This window comes from Streptomyces otsuchiensis, from assembly GCF_004305975.1.
GTDB classification, from domain to species: Bacteria; Actinomycetota; Actinomycetes; order Streptomycetales; family Streptomycetaceae; genus Streptomyces; species Streptomyces otsuchiensis.
In genome coordinates this window covers 1-17,338 of sequence record NZ_BHZI01000124.1, presented here as the reverse complement: position 1 = coordinate 17,338, position 17,338 = coordinate 1, and the positions used below count along the sequence as shown (strand labels likewise).

The window sequence follows — 17,338 nt, the reverse complement described above, 5'->3', positions numbered from 1 at the left end:
GGTGTCGGGGCCCGCCGTCGGGTCGGGGGCCGGCGGGCGCTCGGTGACGCGGGTGCCGGGGTGCAGGAAGGAGCAGAGGAAGGCGATGGCGAGTGCGATGGCCATGCCGTAGAAGACCCACCGGTTGGCCATGGCGAAGTCCATCCGGATGGCGTCCGCCGCGCTGTCCAGTATCCGGGCCAGTGGGCCGTCCCCGGACGGGGCGCTGCCGCCCGTCTGCCCGGTGACGGCCTCGGCGACGCTGCGCGCGACCGAGTCGGCCTCGCCGGCGCCGAGGCCCCGCTCGCGCAGCGTCGACGCCACGTTGTCGGTGGTGGCGTGGGTCAGCAGCGTGCCGTAGACGGCCAGGCCGACGGCCGCGGCGTAGTTGCGGAGGGTCTGGACGACGCCGGTGACCTCGCCGTAGGAGGCGCCGATCGACCGGTTGACGGCGTCGGTGGACGCCGGTGCGAGGAGGAAGCCGATCCCGGCGCCGGAGAGCGCCACGAACGGCCACTGGTTGTGCATGGAGAGGTCGGTCAACCGTGCTGCCCAGAGCGCGAATCCGACCGTGCCGAGGGCGGCGCCGATCCTCATGGCGGGGCGTGCTCCGCGCTTGTCGAGGATCCGTCCTCCCCACTGGGAGGCGAGGGCGAACCCGGCGAAGAAGTAGAGCAGGTAGAGCGCGGCCTGGTTGGCGGTGGAACCGAGCGAGACCTGCGCGTACACGGAGGCGAAGAAGAACAGCGGAACGAACGCCAGCATCGCGAAGAACAGCACCAGGTTGTCGGCGGTGAAGGCGCGGTCGCGGAACACCCGCAGCTTGATCAGCGGTTGCGCGACCCGCAGTTCGTACCGGCAGAAGACGACCAGCACCAGCAGCCCGCCGAGGATGCAGGCCCAGGTCGCCGGTCCCGTCCAGCCCCAGGAGGACGCCTGCTGGAAGCCGAGCACGCTCAGCCCCATGCCGACCGCCACCAGCGCCGCACCGACCAGGTCCAGCCGTTCGGGGCGCCGTCGGTCCTCGATCCGGGCCAGGGCCGTCAGGGTCAACGCGACGATCGCGACAGGGACGTTGACCCAGAAGATCGCGCGCCACGTCCAGTCGGTGAGCCAGCCGCCCAGCAACGGGCCGAGGGCGGTCAGCGCGCCGGTGAGGCCGAAGAACAAGGCCAGTGCCCGGCCCCGCCGTTCGACCGGGAAGACGGCGACGACGACGGCGAGCGCGGACGGGAAGAGCAGCGCGGCGCCGAATCCCTGGGTGGCGCGGAACGCGATCAGCCACGCCTGCGCGTAGTCACCGGCGGGAACGCATCCGCAGAGCACGGAGGACGCGACGAACACGAGGGTGCCGACGAGCATGATCCGCCGGTGGCCGTAGATGTCGGAGAGCCGCCCGCCGAGCGCGAAGAACGCGGCGAGCGCGAGCAGGTAGGCGTTGATGACCCACTGCACTCCCGAGGCGGAGAGTCCGACCTCCTCGCTGATGCTGGGTGCGGCGATCGCGACGATCGTCTGGTCGATGAAGATCATCGCGACGCCGAACATCATCGCCGCGAGCGCCAGTGTCTGCCGTTGGTGGGAAGCTCCCGCCGATGTCGGCGACGTCCCTCCGGGCGGTGCCGTGCCGCTGTCAGCCACGACCGACCTCCTTCCGCGTCGCCCCCGCTGCGCTGCCCGCCGGGCTGTCGCGGGCCGGCGGGTTCGCGTCCCGGCCGGCACGCGTCTCCGCGGTCCGGCCGGCCGGCCGCGTGCGGCTCACCCACCGCTCAGGGGCGGTCACACGGTGCCGACGCGGGGCCGGGCGATCCGGTGATCGCCGGCTGCCGGGTGACGCGAACGCCGTCGGCCATTTCCCCAGCTTGACCCCGCTCGTGGGCTCCCGCACCTCCACCCGGTGCCGGACGTGGGCGTGGCGGCGTGGGCACGGTGGAGAGGCTGGAGCGGGCCTCCCGGCGGGAGTGCCTCAGCGGAACTCGTGGACGACCTCGATCGCACCCACGATGTGGGCGTTCAACTCGTCGAGCTCCTCGGCCGGGACCCACAGTTCGAGGATGGTCCGGCCACCGGCCTGACGCACCGGATAGCGGCTCAGGAACTCGGTCTCCACGGCGAAGCGGGTGACGTAACCGACGCCGTCCTGGGGGACGTTCCAGTCCCGCGCGATCCGGATCGCGTAGTCCTCGTTGAGCACCGGGTAGAAGATCGGCTGCTCGGGAAGACGCGGCGGCCAGGCGTGCCAGCCGAGTTCGCGGACCAGGTCGAGCTCCCGGGGGCCGGTCGGACGCCACAGGACGGTGGTTTCGGGCCGGCTGGTCATGGTGCTGGAACTCCGGGGGCGCTGGGCGGGTCGGTGGGCACGGCTACGCGTGCGGGCCGAGCCTAGGCCGGTGTCGCCCGCGTTCGCGAGACGTTTCCGGAGCGCCGCAACGCGCCGCCGCGCCGTCGATCCAGCGCAGCGGCGGGGCCGGGCGCGCGGGCCCCTGAGGGAGACGGCGCGCCCGGAACGGCTGAGGGGCTCAGGTGATCAGCAGGAAGAGGAGGAGCCCGATGCCGCCGAGAAGGGTCAGCAGGAGGGTGGCCAGCAGGCCGTAGCCGGACTTCGCCTGGGCCTGGGACCGGGAGTCCGCCTGGGAACCCGCCCTGGAACCGGCCGCGTTGTGGACGTGTACCTCCGTCCGCTGGGTGTGCTGGGACTGGGACCGGCGGTTGGTAACCCGGTTGTCCTGGGTGCGCTGGTCACGCTGGTCCTGGAACCTGCGGTCCTGCGTGCGCTGATCGCGCTGATCGCGCTGGTCCCGCTGATCGCGCTGGTCGCGGTGGCCGCGACGCTCGTGGCGCATCGACCGGTCCTGCGAGCGGGCAGCGCCGGACCCCTGGCTGTGGCGCGGCTGCTTGGCCATGGCGGACCCTTTCGTCGAGTGGTACTTAGCCTCATCGTGGGGCAGCGGGCGCCGGGATGCGAGAGGGCCGGGGATCACGGGCGGTGCACGGGAGAGCACCCGGGGCGCACGGACGTGGCTCGTCAGCGCACAGTGAACTCCGTTAGGTCTTCCGGCTGTTGGTCGGTGACCGCCATGTCGTCCACGCGGCCTGCCGCCGGACCGCGCCGCGCCCAGGCCAGAAGGTTTTCCACAGCCTGTGGATCACCTTCGAAGACGGCCTCCACGGTGCCGTCCGGGAGGTTGCGCACCCACCCGCGCACGCCGTGCGCCAGCGCCTCCCGTCGGCAGGTGTCACGGAAGAACACGCCCTGAACGAGGCCGGAGACGATGACGTGCTTGCGCACCATGGAGCACTCCCAGGGGTAGTGGAGTCGCCATCGTAGGCAAGCCGCACCGCCCCCACCTGGGGCGACACGTCCAGGAGCGTCGCCCGCCCGGAACGGGCAACTACCCGCGTAGCGACGTGGGTCACTAAGGTGATCGGATGAACGAGACGAGGGGGTGGCCGGCGGTACGGTTCACCCTGCTCGGTCTGACGGTGCTCATCGGCGGGATCGCCATCGCACACCCATACCGTCACGACATCGTGGAGTGGGCCACCGCATTCCCCGGCGGCACGAAGATGTTCCTGCCGGTGCTGGCCACCGGAAGCGTCGTGTTGGTCTCGCTGGCGACAGGGCTGGGGCTCGCCTATCACCACCGCGAGGCGCTGGGACTGAACTCCGTTCCGGTGCGCGTCGCGTTGTGGGGTGGCGCGTTGCTGGCCTGGATCGCGGCGTCGGCAACCGTCATCTCGATGATCGGCTCCCTTCCCCCGACGAACGGTACGGACTGCCAGCCGCTCTACTGCCACGTCGCGCAGTTGGACTGGGCGTGGTCGGCCCCCATCCGATTGGTCTACTTCGTCGCGCTCATCGCGGCACCGATCTCACTGGTGGTATGGGCCCAGGTCCGAGCGGCCCGGAACCGCCGCGGCCGATAGCGAACCCACCGCGCAGGGCAGCGGGCTCAGTCGAGAGGTTCGACCTCTCCGGGCTCCAGGAATCTCGTGGACATGGCCAGGTACTCGATCTCGGGAACCGCCGAGACGAGCAGCTCCAGATCGTGCGTGATGGTCACCATCAGGACGTAGGCGTCGTACTCCTGGTAGTACCAGGCGTATCGGAGCTGGAAGAAGAGTCCGTCCTCGTCGCCCGGGATCGCCCGGCTGACCCGGAGGCCGTCTCCGAGGTCGGGTGACGGAAACGAGTCGACGACCGCCGGACGTACCGCGTCCTCATCGTCCGCGAGCGTCAACAGGCGCAGTGCCACCGATGGCTCCATGCTCTCCGCCGGCAGCACATCGACCAGGACGGTCAACGGCCCTCCCGCGCGCGGATGAGGGGTGTACAGGAGCGCGCGAGCGCCGGGGGCGTGGGCTTGGGCGATCTCGCCGCATCCACGCAACTGGTCGGCGTACGCCTCGACATCACCGGGAGCAGGATCCTCCGGCGCCCAGCATGCCTCGGAGTACCGGCGGGACCAGGTGCCGAGCTCGGCCCAGTCCTCCTCCACCCATAGCGGTGGCACCTCGCACCAGACGGAGACGTCGTAGTCGATCACCAGCACGGGTGCGGTCTCGTCGTTGGCGTGCTCCCACGAAGGCATCGCCTCGCTCACGCGTACCTCCAGACGAATGTCTCCATCAGCGCGTCGAACCACTCGACCAGGGCGTCCGCCATGGTGTCGTGCGGGTCACCGCTCCCGATCCCGGAGAAGCTGACGCCGATCCAGCGCCGGGTGTCGTGCGGCACGGCCATGAAGTAGTCGACGCGGCGGGAGCCGGTCTCCACGCCCCGACTGGGGTCTGCGGGCGCGGCCCACTCGCGGCGTACCGTCAGCGCGCCGTCCACCTCCATCGTCCGAAGGTCGTGACCCACTGCGGAGTCCGCTTCCTGGCTGGCCAGTTCGCCTGCGATCAGCAGCGGGTCGCTCGGGATCTCGCGTTCCATGCGGTGCGAGGACACGACGAAGGAGGCCGCGAGCTTGGTCCCGCCGGTCTCCCGAACCGGGATGTAGAGCTCGATCCCGTTGGATGCGCGGGCCTCGGACGCGGCGCGGAGCAGTCTCTTCTCCGCCTCGCGACGGAACGGGAGCAGCTTGGCTGGCGGCGCTGTCCTAGCCAACTCCGCGAACGCGCGGTCCAGAATGCCGCGCACGGCTTCCTCACGCCCCGACCGCAGCGGTATCCGCTCCCACTCGCTGGGGACGATCAACCGGTAGCCGACTGGGGCAGGGCGCTGACCGACCTCACCGCTCACCGCGCAACACCTCCAGCTCGTACTTCCGCCCGGCACGCCAGCACCACATGGCTACGACGCACACGGGCAACGCGATCACACCACCCCACAGGGGCTCTTCCGAGCCGACGAAAATCGAGAGCACAGAGACAAGGCCGAAAATCAGGTACAGCAGGAACTGCATCATCATGGCAACGCCAAACATGGGAACGCGCCACTGCCGGTACGGCTCCCAGTAGGCCAGCAACGCGAGGAACGTGCATACCGCACCCGCCGCGTATTCCCAGTCCGTCTTCCACAGCAGCCCGCCGGACGAGACGCTGAAGATCGCCATGTGAAGCATGACCAAGCCGAGAATGATTTGAGATGTCACAGCAACGATGAATCCACGCCGTTCATCACCCCGGTCGTCCCTGGTATTAATTCGCAGGAATGCATACATTCGCGGAAAACGCTCGTAATGGATTTCCCCGTCCTGCGCGACGCGAGACCTGAGCCTTATCAGTTCTTGATCGACCTTGCCCTGAAATAGGTAATCAATCACCCGGCACTCCCTTTGAGGTCCGAATATTCTTGGCCGACCGCCCCAGTGAGCGTCTTGTCGATACCGTCAATGCCGGTCGCACCCGCCCAACTGGTCCATCCGTCCTTGAAGCTCTCCCGACCCCTCATCACCGCCTGCATCACCCCGGGGTCATCGGGGTAGCGAAGCGCCATTCGCTCCAAGTCCTTGTATTGAACAGCAGCAGCTTTGTCGCCGTAAGCTTTCGCCCGATCGAATCGCTCCAGCTTCGGGTCCTGCTGAGAGTTCTCGGCCTTCCTCGCTCGAAGTCCCGAACGGCGGGCATCGGCCTTCAGCGGGTCACTGTATTCCTTACTGGCCCGTCGACTTCGAACGACACGAGTCTTGGCCAAATGGTTTTTTCTGGCGCCCTCCTGCGCAGCTTTCGACGCGTCCACTTTCCCTGTCTTATGAGCCTGGGAAAGCGCCTTTCCCGCTTTGACGCCTCTTGCGATGAACTTCAGGCATCCGACACTGAGCAGCACATCCACCCAGGAGCCGTTTCCGGACGCAGCTTGGAGCACATTATTGGCCGCGACTGCGACAGTGAGCACGAGGGCGATCACTCCCAGGCCCGGGATGAAGAGCGCCGCGATTCCGGCGAAGGTTCCCACCCAGCTCAGGACGGTCATGAGCGTTCGCAGCCATTCGGCGTCGTCCATCCAGCCGGTGAACTTGGCCCAGGAGCTGTCTTTGAGGTCGTCCTTGATGTCGCGTTCTATGTTGCGGGCGGCGGTTCGGCCGCTTTCGTCGTAGCTCTCCTCCGCCTGCGCCATGAGGGTTTCGGCGGTGCCGTACTCCGCCTCGGCGGTTTCGAGGGCGCTGGACGCGGCGCTGTCGTCCTCGTCTTCGTCGAGCAGCGCTTCGCAGCTCCTCATGTCGCCCTCGGCGCACCGGGCCATCTCCAGGGCGGTCGCGGAGAGTTCCTGCGCTTCCTCCAGGTCGGAGGCCCAGGTTTCCAGGTGTCCCGCGACCGCCTCGTAGCGGTTGGCCACTTTCGCCAGTTGACTCGCGGAGTCACCGGACTTCTCGCGGATCGTGGCCGCGTAGCGGCCCTTCAGACGATCCGAATCCTCTGCCATCGCTTCGAGCGCCTTCGCCTGACGCCGGAGCATGTCGACGGTGTTCGTCATGGCGTCGACCTCATCGCGTACCCCGTCCGGATCCCCCGGGGTCGGGTCCTTGCCACGCAGTGGAGACCAGTCCGTCTGTCGCGCCACCGATTTCACTCCCCCTGGACCAAGTGCTTCTCCAGGCCGCCGTCGGTCTCCCCGAAGGCGTCTCTGGCCCCCTCGACCGCTGCTCCTAGGTCTTCCAACTGACCTACGAGCTTGCGGCGTCCGTACTTCCAGTTGTCCACGAACTCCTCGACGGCACTGTGCACACCGCGATGGCCCAGCGTCGTGGCCAGATCGCTCTGCCAGTCGCCCAGGCCGTTGAACTCATCGCGAAGCGTTCCCAGTTCACTCGCCGAGGAGTCAAGAAGCTCGTAGTCGACGACCAGTTCGTCCTCGTCACTCACCGCGCGTTCCCTCCCTACCGGCGCGCTGTGGGCACAACGCCGTCGGCGTGGCACCCGGCGCTCACACAGCGGCACGACCCTACTCGCCCGAGTGACGGGCCGGGTTGGCGGGTGGGGTCCGTGCACGCGCGCAGCGCTGAGTCGCCTCCCGACACGCCTCTGGCCCCACCCACTACGGGCAGGGCCAGAGGCGGTTGATCGGTTCAGGCGGCGAGGTCTCCCGTGCGGACGGCGGTGACGAATCCGGTCCAGGAGGCGGCGGGGATCACCAGCGACGGGCCAGCGGGAGCCTTGGAGTCCCGGACGGGCATCACACCGGGAACGCCGTCGGCCACCTCGACGCAGGAGCCGCCATTACCGTCGCTGTAGCTGGACTTGCGCCACACGGCGCTGCTCAGGGTGAAGTGTGCGGTCATAGTCTCGGTACTCCTCCACATCGGCTTCCAGACGGGCTCGCTGAGCATCCCCGGGCAGAGTGACCGTCCGGACCGGATCGTAGGCGTCGCCGCATTCGCTGACCGGATCACACACGCCCTTGGCCCACTACGGGCAGGGCCAGAGGCGGTCGACCGGTTCAGACGGCGAGGTCTCCCGTGCGGACGGCGGTGACGAATCCGGTCCAGGAGGCGGCGGGGATCACCAGCGACGGGCCAGCGGGAGCCTTGGAATCCCGGACGGGCATGACACCGGGAACGCCGTCGGCCACCTCGACGCAGTCTCCGCCGTTACCGTCGCTGTAGCTGGACTTGCGCCACACGGCGCTGCTCGGGAAGAAGGGTGCGGTCATAGCTTCGGTACTCCTCCATGACGTTTTCCAGCAGGTGCAGCGAGGCATCTGGGGGCAGGGCGGCAGCCCGCACCGGATCGTACGCGTCCCTGCATCCCCGGACTACTTCCGGAGTATCGGCATCGATCACGTTGCCGGTGTACAGGGCTTCGACGTAGGCCAGGTCCGGCCCTTCCGCGAACTTCATCAGCTTGAGCATCGAACCCATCGCCGAGTGGCTGCCGTGCGCGAACGGTACTACCTGGAGCAGTACCCGGTGACGGCGTGCCAACTCAGCGATATGAGCCAACTGTTCGGACATCACCGCGGGCCCGCCCACCGCGATCCTGAGCACCGACTCGGAGAGGATGAACCACGCCTCCGGCGAGTCTCGACGCAGAATCTCGGCTCGCTTCAGTCGATTCGCCACGTACCGCTCCAGCTCCTCCTCGCACCAGTGGAGACGGGAAGTGCGGAAGACCTGGCGGGCGTATGCCTCGGTCTGAAGCAGACCGGGGACGTAGACGGGTGCGAACTCCTCGATCCGGGCCGCGCTCTCCTCGGCCTGCGCGGCGCGCTCGAAGTAGGCGGCGTACGGGCGGGGCTTGAGGAAGCGGGCGAATGTGCCCGGTGTGCCGAAGACCTCGTCCAGTCGGTCTGCGTCCTCGGGGCAGGGCCTGCGCCGACCTGCTTCCCAGTGGGCGATCAGCGACGGGTGGACGCGCAGTCGCTCCCCGAGTTCGGCCTGAGTGAGGCCGGCTCGTTCCCGTTGTGCGCGGAGTTCTTCGGCGTACGGCTCTCGTAGTGCCATGTCAGTGCCCTCCCGATGACGAGGCGATCCGCGAAGCGGAGATGGCCCTCAGCCTAGGAGCGGCCCAGCGCCCTGCGTAGCCGTTTCGCAGCGATCAGTGACTTCACGCGGGTGATGGGAGGGGTTCCATGAATTCCCCATACTCAAGTGCCCTACGCCGCAGTCCAGTTGGCGGACCGGCGCAAACGGGTGCGTGGGGAGCGCGAAGGGCGCCGGTGCACCACCCTCGCGGGTGGTGCACCGGCGCCCCGGGCGCGGTCGGACAGGAGCCGGGATCAGCCGAACAGCTCCGGCAGGGTCCGCTCGTGGGCCTCGCGCAGTTCGGCCAGGGGCAGGGTGAACTCGCCCTGGACCTCGATGGTGTCGCCGTCGACGACACCCACGCGCGTGACCGGGAGGCCGCGGGCGCCGCACATGTCGTTGAAGCGGACCTCTTCACTCCTCGGCACGGCGACGACGGCACGGCCGGCCGATTCCGAGAAGAGGAAGGTGAACGCCGACAGACCGTCCGGGACGACGAGGCGGGCCCCGTGTCCGCCCTTGAGGCAGGACTCGGTGACGGCCTGGATGAGCCCGCCGTCGGAGAGGTCGTGCGCGGCGTCGATCATGCCGTCGCGTGAGGCGTTGACGAGGATCTCCGCCAGCAGCCGCTCACGCTCCAGGTCGACCTTCGGGGGCAGGCCGCCAAGGTGGTCGTGGACGACCTGGGACCAGGCCGAGCCGCCGAACTCCTCGCGGGTGTCGCCGAGGAGGTAGAGCAGCTGGCCCTCCTCGCGGAACGCCATCGGGGTCCGCCGGTTCACGTCGTCGATGACGCCGAGGACGCCGACCACCGGGGTGGGGTGGATGGCCTGCTCGCCGGTCTGGTTGTAGAGCGAGACGTTGCCGCCGGTGACCGGGGTGCCGAGCGTCGCGCAGGCGTCGGCGAGCCCGCGGCACGCCTCGGCGAACTGCCACATGACGGCCGGGTCCTCGGGCGAGCCGAAGTTGAGGCAGTCGGTGACGGCGAGCGGCTTGGCGCCGGAGGCGGCGACGTTGCGGTACGCCTCGGCCAGCGCCAGCTGCGCGCCCGCGTACGGGTCGAGCTTGGCGTAGCGGCCGTTGCCGTCGGTGGCGAGGGCGACGCCGAGGTTGGTCTCCTCGTCGACGCGGATCATGCCGGAGTCCTCGGGGGTGGCCAGCACGGTGTTGCCGAGGACGTAGCGGTCGTACTGGTCGGTGACCCAGCTCTTCGCCGCCTGGTTGGGCGAGGAGACCAACGCGAGGACCTGCGCGCGCAGTTCGTCGGCGTTGGCGGGCTGTGCCAGCTTGGCGGCGCTGTCGGCCTGGAGGGCGTCCAGCCAGTCGGGGCGGGCCAACGGCCGCTCGTAGACGGGGCCTTCGTGGGCGACGGTGCCGGGGATGACGTCGACGATCTGCTCGCCGTGCCAGGTGATCTCCAGCCGCTCGCCGTCGGTGACCTCACCGATGACGGTGGCGATGACGTCCCACTTCTCGCAGATCTCCAGGAACCGCTCGGTGTTCTCCGGAGTGACGATGGCGCACATCCGCTCCTGCGACTCGCTCATGAGGATCTCCTCGGGCGAGAGCGTGGCGTCGCGCAGCGGCACGGTGTCCAGCTCGACACGCATGCCGCCGGAGCCGGCGGAGGCCAACTCGGAGGTGGCGCAGGAGAGTCCGGCGCCGCCGAGGTCCTGGATGCCGACGACGAGGTCTTCGGCGAAGACCTCCAGGGTGCACTCGATGAGGAGCTTCTCCTGGAAGGGGTCACCGACCTGGACGGCGGGGCGCCGGGAGGGGCCGTCGGCGTCGAAGGTCTCCGAGGCGAGCACGGAGACGCCGCCGATGCCGTCGCCACCGGTGCGGGCGCCGTAGAGGATGACCTTGTTGCCGGCGCCGGACGCCTTGGCGAGGTGGATGTCCTCGTGTCGCATCACGCCGACGCACAGCGCGTTGACCAGCGGGTTGCCCTGGTAGCAGGAGTCGAAGACGATCTCGCCGCCGATGTTGGGCAGGCCGAGGCAGTTGCCGTAGCCGCCGATGCCGGCGACGACGCCGGGCAGGACGCGGCGGGTGTCGGGGTGGTCCGCGGCGCCGAAGCGCAGCGGGTCCATGACGGCGACCGGGCGGGCGCCCATGGCGAGGATGTCGCGGACGATGCCGCCGATGCCGGTGGCGGCGCCCTGGTAGGGCTCGATGTAGGAGGGGTGGTTGTGCGACTCGACCTTGAAGGTCGCCGCGTAGCCCTGCCCGATGTCGACGACGCCGGCGTTCTCGCCGATGCCGACGAGCATGGCGTCGCTGGCCGGGGCCTTCTCGCCGAACTGCCGCAGGTGCACCTTGCTCGACTTGTAGGAGCAGTGCTCGGACCACATGACGGAGTACATGGCGAGTTCGGCGCCGGTCGGGCGGCGGCCGAGGATCTCGCGGATGCGCTGGTACTCGTCTTCCTTGAGGCCGAGTTCGGCCCAGGGCTGCGGGGTGTCCGGCGTCTCGGCCGCGTGCTTGGTGGTGTCGACGCTCATGCCTGAACCAGCTTCTTCAGAACGGAGGTGAAGAACCCGAGCCCGTCGGTGGTGGGGCCGGTCAGCGGCTCGACGGCGTGCTCGGGGTGCGGCATCAGGCCGACGACGTTGCCGGCGGCGTTGGTGATGCCGGCGATGTCGCGACGGGAGCCGTTGGGGTTGCCGCCGAGGTAGCGGAAGACGACGCGGCCCTCGGCCTCCAGCTCGTCGAGGGTGCGCTCGTCGGCGACGTAGCCGCCCTCGCCGTTCTTCAGCGGAACGGTGATCTCCTGGCCGGCGGTGTAGTCGGCGGTCCAGGCGGTGTCCGCGTTCTCGACCTTCAGCCGCTGGTCGCGGCAGACGAAGTGCAGGTGGTCGTTGCGGGTGAGCGCGCCGGGCAGCAGGTGCGACTCGCACAGCACCTGGAAGCCGTTGCAGATGCCGAGGACGGGCATCCCACCACGGGCCTGCTCGATGACGGTCTCCATCACCGGGGAGAACCGGGCGATGGCGCCGCAGCGCAGGTAGTCGCCGTAGGAGAACCCGCCGGGCAGCACGACGGCGTCGACCTGGTGCAGGTCGCGGTCGCGGTGCCACAGGGCGACGGGCTCGCCGCCAGCCAGGCGCACGGCGCGGCGGGCGTCGCTGTCGTCGAGTGATCCGGGGAAGGTGACCACTCCGATGCGGGTGGTCACCGGGCGGCCCCGGTGGGGGCGGTCGCGCCGGCGGCGGACTCCTCGACACGGACGGTGAAGTCCTCGATCACGGTGTTGGCGAGGAAACTCTCCGCCAGCTCCCGGATACGGGCGAGGGCGGCGTCGTCGACCGGACCCTCGACTTCCAGTTCAAAACGCTTGCCCTGCCGCACATCGGCGATACCTTCGAACCCCAGCCGGGGCAGTGCGCGCTGCACCGCCTGGCCCTGGGGGTCGAGGATCTCCGGCTTGAGCATGACGTCGACTACGACGCGAGCCACAGGTACTCCCGGTGGTGTTGGTGCTTGACGCTGCTCCGCTCAGCGTACCCGGGATGAAAATCTACCCGGGTAGATATGTGCGGTACGGGGTCACGTTCAGGTATCGGACACGCGATTACCGGCGCGAGAATGGTAAAAGGAACGTAGCTCCGTGATGCGGTCAGGCGGCGCGCGAACGGGGAAATTCACGGTCGCCCGGCGCCGCTCGGTGCAATACCGCGGCCCGTGTCCCGGAACACACTTGCAGACAATTGTTTTTGTCCGCCTCTCTTCGATCTTGCGGCGCCGGCACTCGGACCGCTCGGCCCGCACCGGATCGGGAGCGGTCATCCCGAAAGGACCGGTACACGTGGCACAGCAGGTAGTGGTCACCCTCTCCGACGACATCGACGGCGGGGCAGCCGCGGAGACGGTCGCCTTCGGCCTCGACGGCCGGTCGTACGAGATCGACCTCAACGCGGACAACGCCGAGCAGCTGCGCGCCGCGCTGCGGCCGTTCGTCGAGGCGGGCCGCAAGCAGACCCGCTCCGGCAAGTCCTACCGGCACACCTCCGTCGCGCCCGACCCGCGCGCGGTGCGCGCGTGGGCGGACTCCAACGGCATGGACGTGCCGGCGCGCGGCCGCATCCCGAAGAAGGTCTACGACGCCTTCAACGAGGCGCACTGACCGTCGCGTTGGGTCGGCGCCGGCCCCGGCGGCGGCCTGCCCGGTCACCGGCGCGGCGACCGCTCGCGACCCCTGCGGGGGCCGAACGGCGCCCGCCACGCTCCCGACTTGCCATCCACCCCGGGTGATCGGCTAGAGTCTGGAACACGCCGCGAGGGACAGGGCCGAAAAGCCCGGTCACCCCGGGGTTGTGCGGGCGTAGCTCAGTAGTAGAGCGCCCCTTTTCCAAAGGGGAGGCGCAGTGTGCAATTCCTGTCGCCCGCTCAGGTTCGCCGCACCATTCTTCGGAATGGTGCGGCGAGCATCGATCGAGAGATCGACCGCATTCCGTCGGTAACGGAAAAACGCGGACGTAGCTCAGTTGGTAGAGCGCAACCTTGCCAAGGTTGAGGTCGCCAGTTCGAACCTGGTCGTCCGCTCAGGATGGCGAAGGCCCGGTCCCCTCGGACCGGGCCTTCGTCGTGTCCGGGGGCTGCTCGCGATGTCCCCGCCCCGTGGGCGCGACGTCCCGGCGCCGTGGGCGCGATGTCCCCGCCCCGTGGGCGCGACGTCCCGGCGCCGTGGGCGCGATGTCCCGGCGCCGGGCCACCGGCCCCCGCCGACCCCCCGCTGACATTTGTCATGTCACGTCGTGACACCACGCACTGCCGAAGCCGCCCGGGGCGCGGAAAGCTGATGGACATGACTGAGCACGTGATCGAAGTGACGGGGCTGCGGCGGCGCTACGGCAGTGCCGCTTCCGGCGGCAGCAAGGCCGGCCGCAAGGGCGGGGTGACGGCGCTCGGCCGCAAGCGCGGCGGAGACACCGGCGCCGGAGGGTTCGAGGCCGTGCGCGGCCTGGACTTCCAGGTCCGCCGCGGCGAGGTCTTCGCGCTGCTGGGCACCAACGGCGCGGGGAAGACCTCGACCGTGGAGGTGCTGGAGGGGCTGGCGCGGCCGACGGCCGGAAAGGTCGCGGTGCTGGGACTCGACCCGTTCGCCGACCGTGCCGCGGTCCGGCCGCGGATCGGCATCATGCTCCAGGAGGGCGGCTTCCCCTCGGACCTGACGGTCGCCGAGACCGCCCGCATGTGGTCGGGCTGTGTGACCGGTGCCCGTCCGATCCAGGAGGCGCTGGAGCTGGTCGGTATCGAGGACCGCGCCTCGGTGCGGGTGAAGATGCTCTCCGGCGGTGAGCGGCGACGCCTGGACCTGGCGATGTCCCTGATCGGCTACCCCGAGGTGCTGTTCCTGGACGAGCCGACGACCGGCCTCGACCCCGAGGCGCGGCAGCAGACCTGGGCGCTGATCCGCCGGCTGCGTGACGCGGGCACCTCGATCATGCTGACCACGCACTACCTGGACGAGGCCGAGAAGCTGGCCGACCGGCTGGCGATCATGCACGAGGGGCAGATCGTGCACTCCGGCACCCCGGCCGAGGTCAGCGCCCAGCAGCCGAGCCGGATCAGGTTCCGGCTGCCGCACGGGGTGCTTCCCGCCCACCTGCCGACCTCGCTGCGGGCCGCGGCCCACGGCGACCAGATCGAGATCCGCACCCAGGACCTCCAGCGGGACCTGACCGAGCTGATGCTGTGGGCCCAGCAGCAGCACGTCGCGCTGGAGCAGCTCAACGCCCGTACCGCCTCGCTGGAAGAGGCGTTCCTCGACATCGCCCGGCAGCAGCCGCAGCTCGAAGGGGCCCTGTGATGAGCACCACCACCACCACCCGACCCGATTCCCCCCGTCCGGACGCGCCGCGCCCGGTGAAGCCCGCCCCGACCTCGTGGATGCGGCTCCCGGACAAGGCCGCCCGGCGCCGGATGGCGGCGCTGAGCCGCGCGGAGCTGACGCTGCTGGTGCGCAACCGCACCGCGCTGTTCGGCGCGTTGCTGATGCCGCTGCTGATGGTCGGCTTCCTCCTGACGATGGCCGACACCCTGGGCCTGGACGACGGCAACCTGCCGCTGGCGGCGGTGCTCGGTACCAGTGCGATCGGCATGGTGCTGCTGATGGCGGTCTACTCGACGCTGATCCCGGCGTACGTCGGGCGCCGCGAGGAGCGCGTGCTGAAGCGGCTGCGCACGGGGGAGGCGACCGACTCCCAGATCCTGGCCGGTACGGCGGTCCCGGCGGTGGTCCTGTCGCTGATGCAGTGCGCGGTGATCATCGTCGCCGGCTCGGCGCACCCGTCGCTGTCCACGCCGGTGCGGCCGGACCTGCTGATCGCGGGTGTGCTGCTCGGCACGCTGATGATGACGCTGATGGCGATCCTCACCTCGGCCTTCACCAGGACGGTGGAGAGCGCGCAGATCACGGCGATGCCCCTGTTCCTGCTGGCGATGGCCACATCGGGCATGCTGACCCAGCTGGACACCCTGCCGGACCGGATGGCCGACATCTTCCGGATGCTGCCGTTCACGCCGATCATGGACCTGGTGCGGGCCGGATGGCTGGACGCGGGCGGCGGCGACGTCACCCGGGCCCTGTTGCTGGCCGTGGCCTGGACTGTGCTGGCAGGCTACGGAATACGGCGCTGGTTCCGCTGGGACCCCCGGCAGTAGTCGCGAAGGCCGTCGGTGACCACCACCGGCGGCGCGGGGGCCGGGCGTCGGACGACGCCCGGCCGTGTCGCGTCCACAGCGGCGGGGGCCGCCGGGGATGACCGTGCCCGGCACCGGCGGCACCGGGGACGTCCGGCGCCACCAGGAGTCCGGTGCCACCGGGGGCGTCCGGCGGACCGGCGGTACGCGACTGAACGACCGAGGAGAGACACCGTGCAGCAGGCGCTGTCGGCCCTGAAGCGCTACCGGCGCACCAGCAGCCGCATCCACCTCCGGCACTACACCTACTTCGGCGTCTACATGATCTGCGCGACCGAGGCGTGGGTGCTCGGCGTCTGGGTGTTCGCCATCCGTGACATGGCGGAGCCGCCGGTGCGGCTGCTGCTGGTCGCGGTCGGCTGCGTCCACCTGTGGCTGCTGTTCACCACGACGTTCCACACGCTGCGCTCCTACCTGGGCGAGGGGAAGTGGCCCGACCGGCGGTTCGCGCTCTTCCTGGCGGTGACGCTGGTCGGGGTGGCGCTCGGCCTGGTCCTCATCGCGACGGGACGGACCGGCGAGAACGCGGTCGTCGTGCTGACCTGGTTCCCGATCTTCTTCAGCGGACCGGCGATGATGCTGTCCTCGTTGTGGCGCGGAATGGCCGTCACCGCGGTGCCGCTGGTCGTGGCGTGGCTGAGTATCGCGGCGCTGGACCCGCCGGGTGTGTCGATGGCGCAGTGGGTGCTGTTCTCGGTGAGCGGCTGTGTCTTCGTCGGCAGCATGTTCCGGACGTCCAGCTGGGTGCTGAAGATCGTCGAGGAGCTGCACCAGGCTCGGGAGACGCAGGCGCGGCTGGCGGTGGCGGAGGAGCGGCTGCGGTTCGGGCGCGACATGCACGACGTGCTGGGCCGCAACCTTTCGGTGATCGCGCTGAAGAGCGAGCTGGCGGTGCAGCTGTCGCAGCGCGGTTCGGCGGCGGCCACGGAGCAGATGGCCGAGGTCCAGCAGATCGCGCGGGAGTCGCAGCAGGAGATGCGGGCGGTGCTGCGCGGCTACCGGGAGGCCGATCTGACGGCGGAGATCGCGGGGGCGCGCGGCGTGCTGGAGGCGGCGGGCATCCGGTGCACGGTCACGCCGGGGCCGACCGCGAAGCTGCCGGAGGAGGTGGCGACCGCGCTCGGATGGGTGGTCCGCGAGGGGGCGACCAACGTGCTGCGGCACAGCGAGGCGGCGCGGTGCTCACTGCGGGTGGAGCTGCGCGAGGAAGCCGTCACGGTGGGGACGGGAGGCACGGGCCCGGCGGACCCGGCGGACCCGGCGGACCCGGCCCGGACGGAGGAGGCGGCACCTCCGGAGGGGACAACGCCCGCGGAGGGGACCGCGGTCACGGAGGAGGCGGCGGTCCCGGGGGAAGCCGCGGCCGGCTCGGGCGGGCTGCGGCTGGCGTCGCTGCGCCAACTGGGCACCCGGATCGGCGCGGTGGGCCGCCCGGCCGGAGCGTCGCGCGCCGGCGTGGGCGCGACGGGCGGCCCGGTGGCCGTGCTGACCATGGAGAACAACGGGGTGGCCGGCTCGGCACGGGACGCGCGGCGGCGCGCCGGGTCGGGTCTGGCCGGACTGCGGGAGCGGCTCGGAGCGGTGGGCGGCACGCTCACCGCCGAGCCCGGTTCGGACGGCACCTTCCTGCTGACGGCACGCGTTCCGTGCCCGCCGGCGGGCGAGCGAGAGCGGAGCGATGAGGGAACCCAGTGAGTCCGAGACGGCGGACACGGCGGAGGCGGCGGAGGCGGCGGAGAGCGGGCGGG

20 protein-coding genes and 2 tRNA genes are annotated in these 17,338 nt (G+C 70.1%); 7 read left to right on the top strand and 15 right to left on the bottom strand.

Features of this window, described 5'->3' with window-relative positions:
• The 4 genes from E0D90_RS13710 to E0D90_RS13695 form a co-directional block, all read right to left on the bottom strand.
• On the bottom strand, positions 1 to 1,530 hold a 1,530-nt coding region (locus E0D90_RS13710), incomplete at its 3' end, for an MFS transporter (RefSeq protein WP_130798349.1).
• Between the two features lie 415 nt (positions 1,531 to 1,945).
• The gene (locus E0D90_RS13705; RefSeq protein WP_103504306.1) at positions 1,946 to 2,299 is read right to left on the bottom strand and encodes a hypothetical protein; all 354 of its coding nucleotides are present in this window, start codon (positions 2,297 to 2,299) and stop codon (positions 1,946 to 1,948) included.
• Between the two features lie 199 nt (positions 2,300 to 2,498).
• Positions 2,499 to 2,882, bottom strand: a complete 384-nt coding sequence (locus E0D90_RS13700; RefSeq protein WP_130798343.1) for a hypothetical protein — start codon at positions 2,880 to 2,882, stop codon at positions 2,499 to 2,501.
• 122 nt (positions 2,883 to 3,004) lie between these two features.
• Positions 3,005 to 3,271 (bottom strand): acylphosphatase, encoded by a 267-nt coding sequence (locus E0D90_RS13695; RefSeq protein ID WP_174856194.1) that lies wholly within the window; start codon positions 3,269 to 3,271, stop codon positions 3,005 to 3,007.
• 137 nt (positions 3,272 to 3,408) lie between these two features.
• On the opposite strand from E0D90_RS13695, the gene E0D90_RS13690 reads away from it, so the two are divergent.
• Positions 3,409 to 3,906 (top strand): hypothetical protein, encoded by a 498-nt coding sequence (locus E0D90_RS13690; protein ID WP_130798341.1) that lies wholly within the window; start codon positions 3,409 to 3,411, stop codon positions 3,904 to 3,906.
• Between the two features lie 26 nt (positions 3,907 to 3,932).
• Here the strand turns inward: E0D90_RS13690 and E0D90_RS13685 are convergent, their stop codons facing one another.
• The 11 genes from E0D90_RS13685 to purS form a co-directional block, all read right to left on the bottom strand.
• Positions 3,933 to 4,583 carry a hypothetical protein gene (locus tag E0D90_RS13685; protein WP_130798339.1) on the bottom strand — a complete coding sequence of 217 codons (651 nt, stop codon included), beginning with the start codon at positions 4,581 to 4,583 and terminating at the stop codon, positions 3,933 to 3,935.
• Entirely contained in the window at positions 4,580 to 5,224 is a 645-nt protein-coding gene (locus tag E0D90_RS13680) for a hypothetical protein (protein ID WP_130798337.1), read from the bottom strand. Before E0D90_RS13680 ends, E0D90_RS13685 begins: the two co-directional genes overlap by 4 nt.
• On the bottom strand, positions 5,214 to 5,747 hold the full coding sequence (locus tag E0D90_RS13675; RefSeq protein ID WP_130798335.1) for a hypothetical protein: 534 nt from the start codon (positions 5,745 to 5,747) through the stop codon (positions 5,214 to 5,216). Before E0D90_RS13675 ends, E0D90_RS13680 begins: the two co-directional genes overlap by 11 nt.
• Positions 5,744 to 6,898 carry a hypothetical protein gene (locus E0D90_RS13670; protein WP_130798333.1) on the bottom strand — a complete coding sequence of 385 codons (1,155 nt, stop codon included), beginning with the start codon at positions 6,896 to 6,898 and terminating at the stop codon, positions 5,744 to 5,746. Before E0D90_RS13670 ends, E0D90_RS13675 begins: the two co-directional genes overlap by 4 nt.
• A gap of 92 nt (positions 6,899 to 6,990) precedes the next feature.
• On the bottom strand, positions 6,991 to 7,287 hold the full coding sequence (locus E0D90_RS13665) for a hypothetical protein (protein ID WP_130798331.1): 297 nt from the start codon (positions 7,285 to 7,287) through the stop codon (positions 6,991 to 6,993).
• A 203-nt stretch (positions 7,288 to 7,490) separates the two neighbouring features.
• Complete coding sequence (locus E0D90_RS13660) at positions 7,491 to 7,703, bottom strand: DUF397 domain-containing protein (RefSeq protein WP_130798329.1); 213 nt, start codon at positions 7,701 to 7,703, stop codon at positions 7,491 to 7,493.
• A 158-nt stretch (positions 7,704 to 7,861) separates the two neighbouring features.
• Entirely contained in the window at positions 7,862 to 8,074 is a 213-nt protein-coding gene (locus E0D90_RS13655; protein ID WP_130798327.1) for a DUF397 domain-containing protein, read from the bottom strand.
• Positions 8,013 to 8,864: a helix-turn-helix domain-containing protein gene (locus E0D90_RS13650; RefSeq protein ID WP_130798325.1), complete on the bottom strand. Its 852-nt coding sequence runs from the start codon at positions 8,862 to 8,864 to the stop codon at positions 8,013 to 8,015. Before E0D90_RS13650 ends, E0D90_RS13655 begins: the two co-directional genes overlap by 62 nt.
• A 275-nt stretch (positions 8,865 to 9,139) precedes the next feature.
• On the bottom strand, positions 9,140 to 11,389 hold the full coding sequence (gene purL, locus E0D90_RS13645; protein ID WP_103504315.1) for a phosphoribosylformylglycinamidine synthase subunit PurL: 2,250 nt from the start codon (positions 11,387 to 11,389) through the stop codon (positions 9,140 to 9,142).
• Entirely contained in the window at positions 11,386 to 12,063 is a 678-nt protein-coding gene (gene purQ, locus E0D90_RS13640; protein ID WP_103504316.1) for a phosphoribosylformylglycinamidine synthase subunit PurQ, read from the bottom strand. The genes purL and purQ overlap by 4 nt, the downstream gene beginning before the upstream one ends.
• Positions 12,060 to 12,344, bottom strand: coding sequence for a phosphoribosylformylglycinamidine synthase subunit PurS (purS, locus tag E0D90_RS13635; RefSeq protein WP_103504317.1), 285 nt, complete (start codon positions 12,342 to 12,344; stop codon positions 12,060 to 12,062). Before purS ends, purQ begins: the two co-directional genes overlap by 4 nt.
• 349 nt (positions 12,345 to 12,693) lie before the next feature.
• On the opposite strand from purS, the gene E0D90_RS13630 reads away from it, so the two are divergent.
• From E0D90_RS13630 to E0D90_RS13605, 6 genes are all read left to right on the top strand, one after another.
• On the top strand, positions 12,694 to 13,011 hold the full coding sequence (locus E0D90_RS13630) for a histone-like nucleoid-structuring protein Lsr2 (RefSeq protein WP_103504318.1): 318 nt from the start codon (positions 12,694 to 12,696) through the stop codon (positions 13,009 to 13,011).
• A gap of 192 nt (positions 13,012 to 13,203) precedes the next feature.
• Positions 13,204 to 13,275 (top strand) — tRNA-Gly (locus E0D90_RS13625).
• Between the two features lie 82 nt (positions 13,276 to 13,357).
• Positions 13,358 to 13,430 (top strand) — tRNA-Gly (locus E0D90_RS13620).
• 256 nt (positions 13,431 to 13,686) lie between these two features.
• The gene (locus tag E0D90_RS13615) at positions 13,687 to 14,697 is read left to right on the top strand and encodes an ABC transporter ATP-binding protein (protein ID WP_103504319.1); all 1,011 of its coding nucleotides are present in this window, start codon (positions 13,687 to 13,689) and stop codon (positions 14,695 to 14,697) included.
• Entirely contained in the window at positions 14,697 to 15,551 is an 855-nt protein-coding gene (locus tag E0D90_RS13610) for an ABC transporter permease (protein WP_130798324.1), read from the top strand. Before E0D90_RS13615 ends, E0D90_RS13610 begins: the two co-directional genes overlap by 1 nt.
• Positions 15,552 to 15,764: 213 nt before the next feature.
• Entirely contained in the window at positions 15,765 to 17,285 is a 1,521-nt protein-coding gene (locus E0D90_RS13605; protein ID WP_227870206.1) for a sensor histidine kinase, read from the top strand.
• The last annotated feature ends 53 nt before the right edge of the window (positions 17,286 to 17,338 follow it).

Bases quoted from the DNA above. Each gene is read 5' to 3' on its own strand.
- E0D90_RS13695 (WP_174856194.1), bottom strand. From the start codon at position 3,271: ATGGTGCGCAAGCACGTCATCGTCTCCGGCCTCGTTCAGGGCGTGTTC.
- E0D90_RS13615 (WP_103504319.1), top strand. From the start codon at position 13,687: ATGGACATGACTGAGCACGTGATCGAAGTGACGGGGCTGCGGCGGCGC.
- E0D90_RS13705 (WP_103504306.1), bottom strand. From the start codon at position 2,299: ATGACCAGCCGGCCCGAAACCACCGTCCTGTGGCGTCCGACCGGCCCC.
- E0D90_RS13610 (WP_130798324.1), top strand. From the start codon at position 14,697: ATGAGCACCACCACCACCACCCGACCCGATTCCCCCCGTCCGGACGCG.
- E0D90_RS13700 (WP_130798343.1), bottom strand. From the start codon at position 2,882: ATGGCCAAGCAGCCGCGCCACAGCCAGGGGTCCGGCGCTGCCCGCTCG.
- E0D90_RS13660 (WP_130798329.1), bottom strand. From the start codon at position 7,703: ATGACCGCACACTTCACCCTGAGCAGCGCCGTGTGGCGCAAGTCCAGC.
- purL (WP_103504315.1), bottom strand. From the start codon at position 11,389: ATGAGCGTCGACACCACCAAGCACGCGGCCGAGACGCCGGACACCCCG.
- E0D90_RS13650 (WP_130798325.1), bottom strand. From the start codon at position 8,864: ATGGCACTACGAGAGCCGTACGCCGAAGAACTCCGCGCACAACGGGAA.
- E0D90_RS13690 (WP_130798341.1), top strand. From the start codon at position 3,409: ATGAACGAGACGAGGGGGTGGCCGGCGGTACGGTTCACCCTGCTCGGT.
- E0D90_RS13670 (WP_130798333.1), bottom strand. From the start codon at position 6,898: ATGACGAACACCGTCGACATGCTCCGGCGTCAGGCGAAGGCGCTCGAA.
- E0D90_RS13655 (WP_130798327.1), bottom strand. From the start codon at position 8,074: ATGACCGCACCCTTCTTCCCGAGCAGCGCCGTGTGGCGCAAGTCCAGC.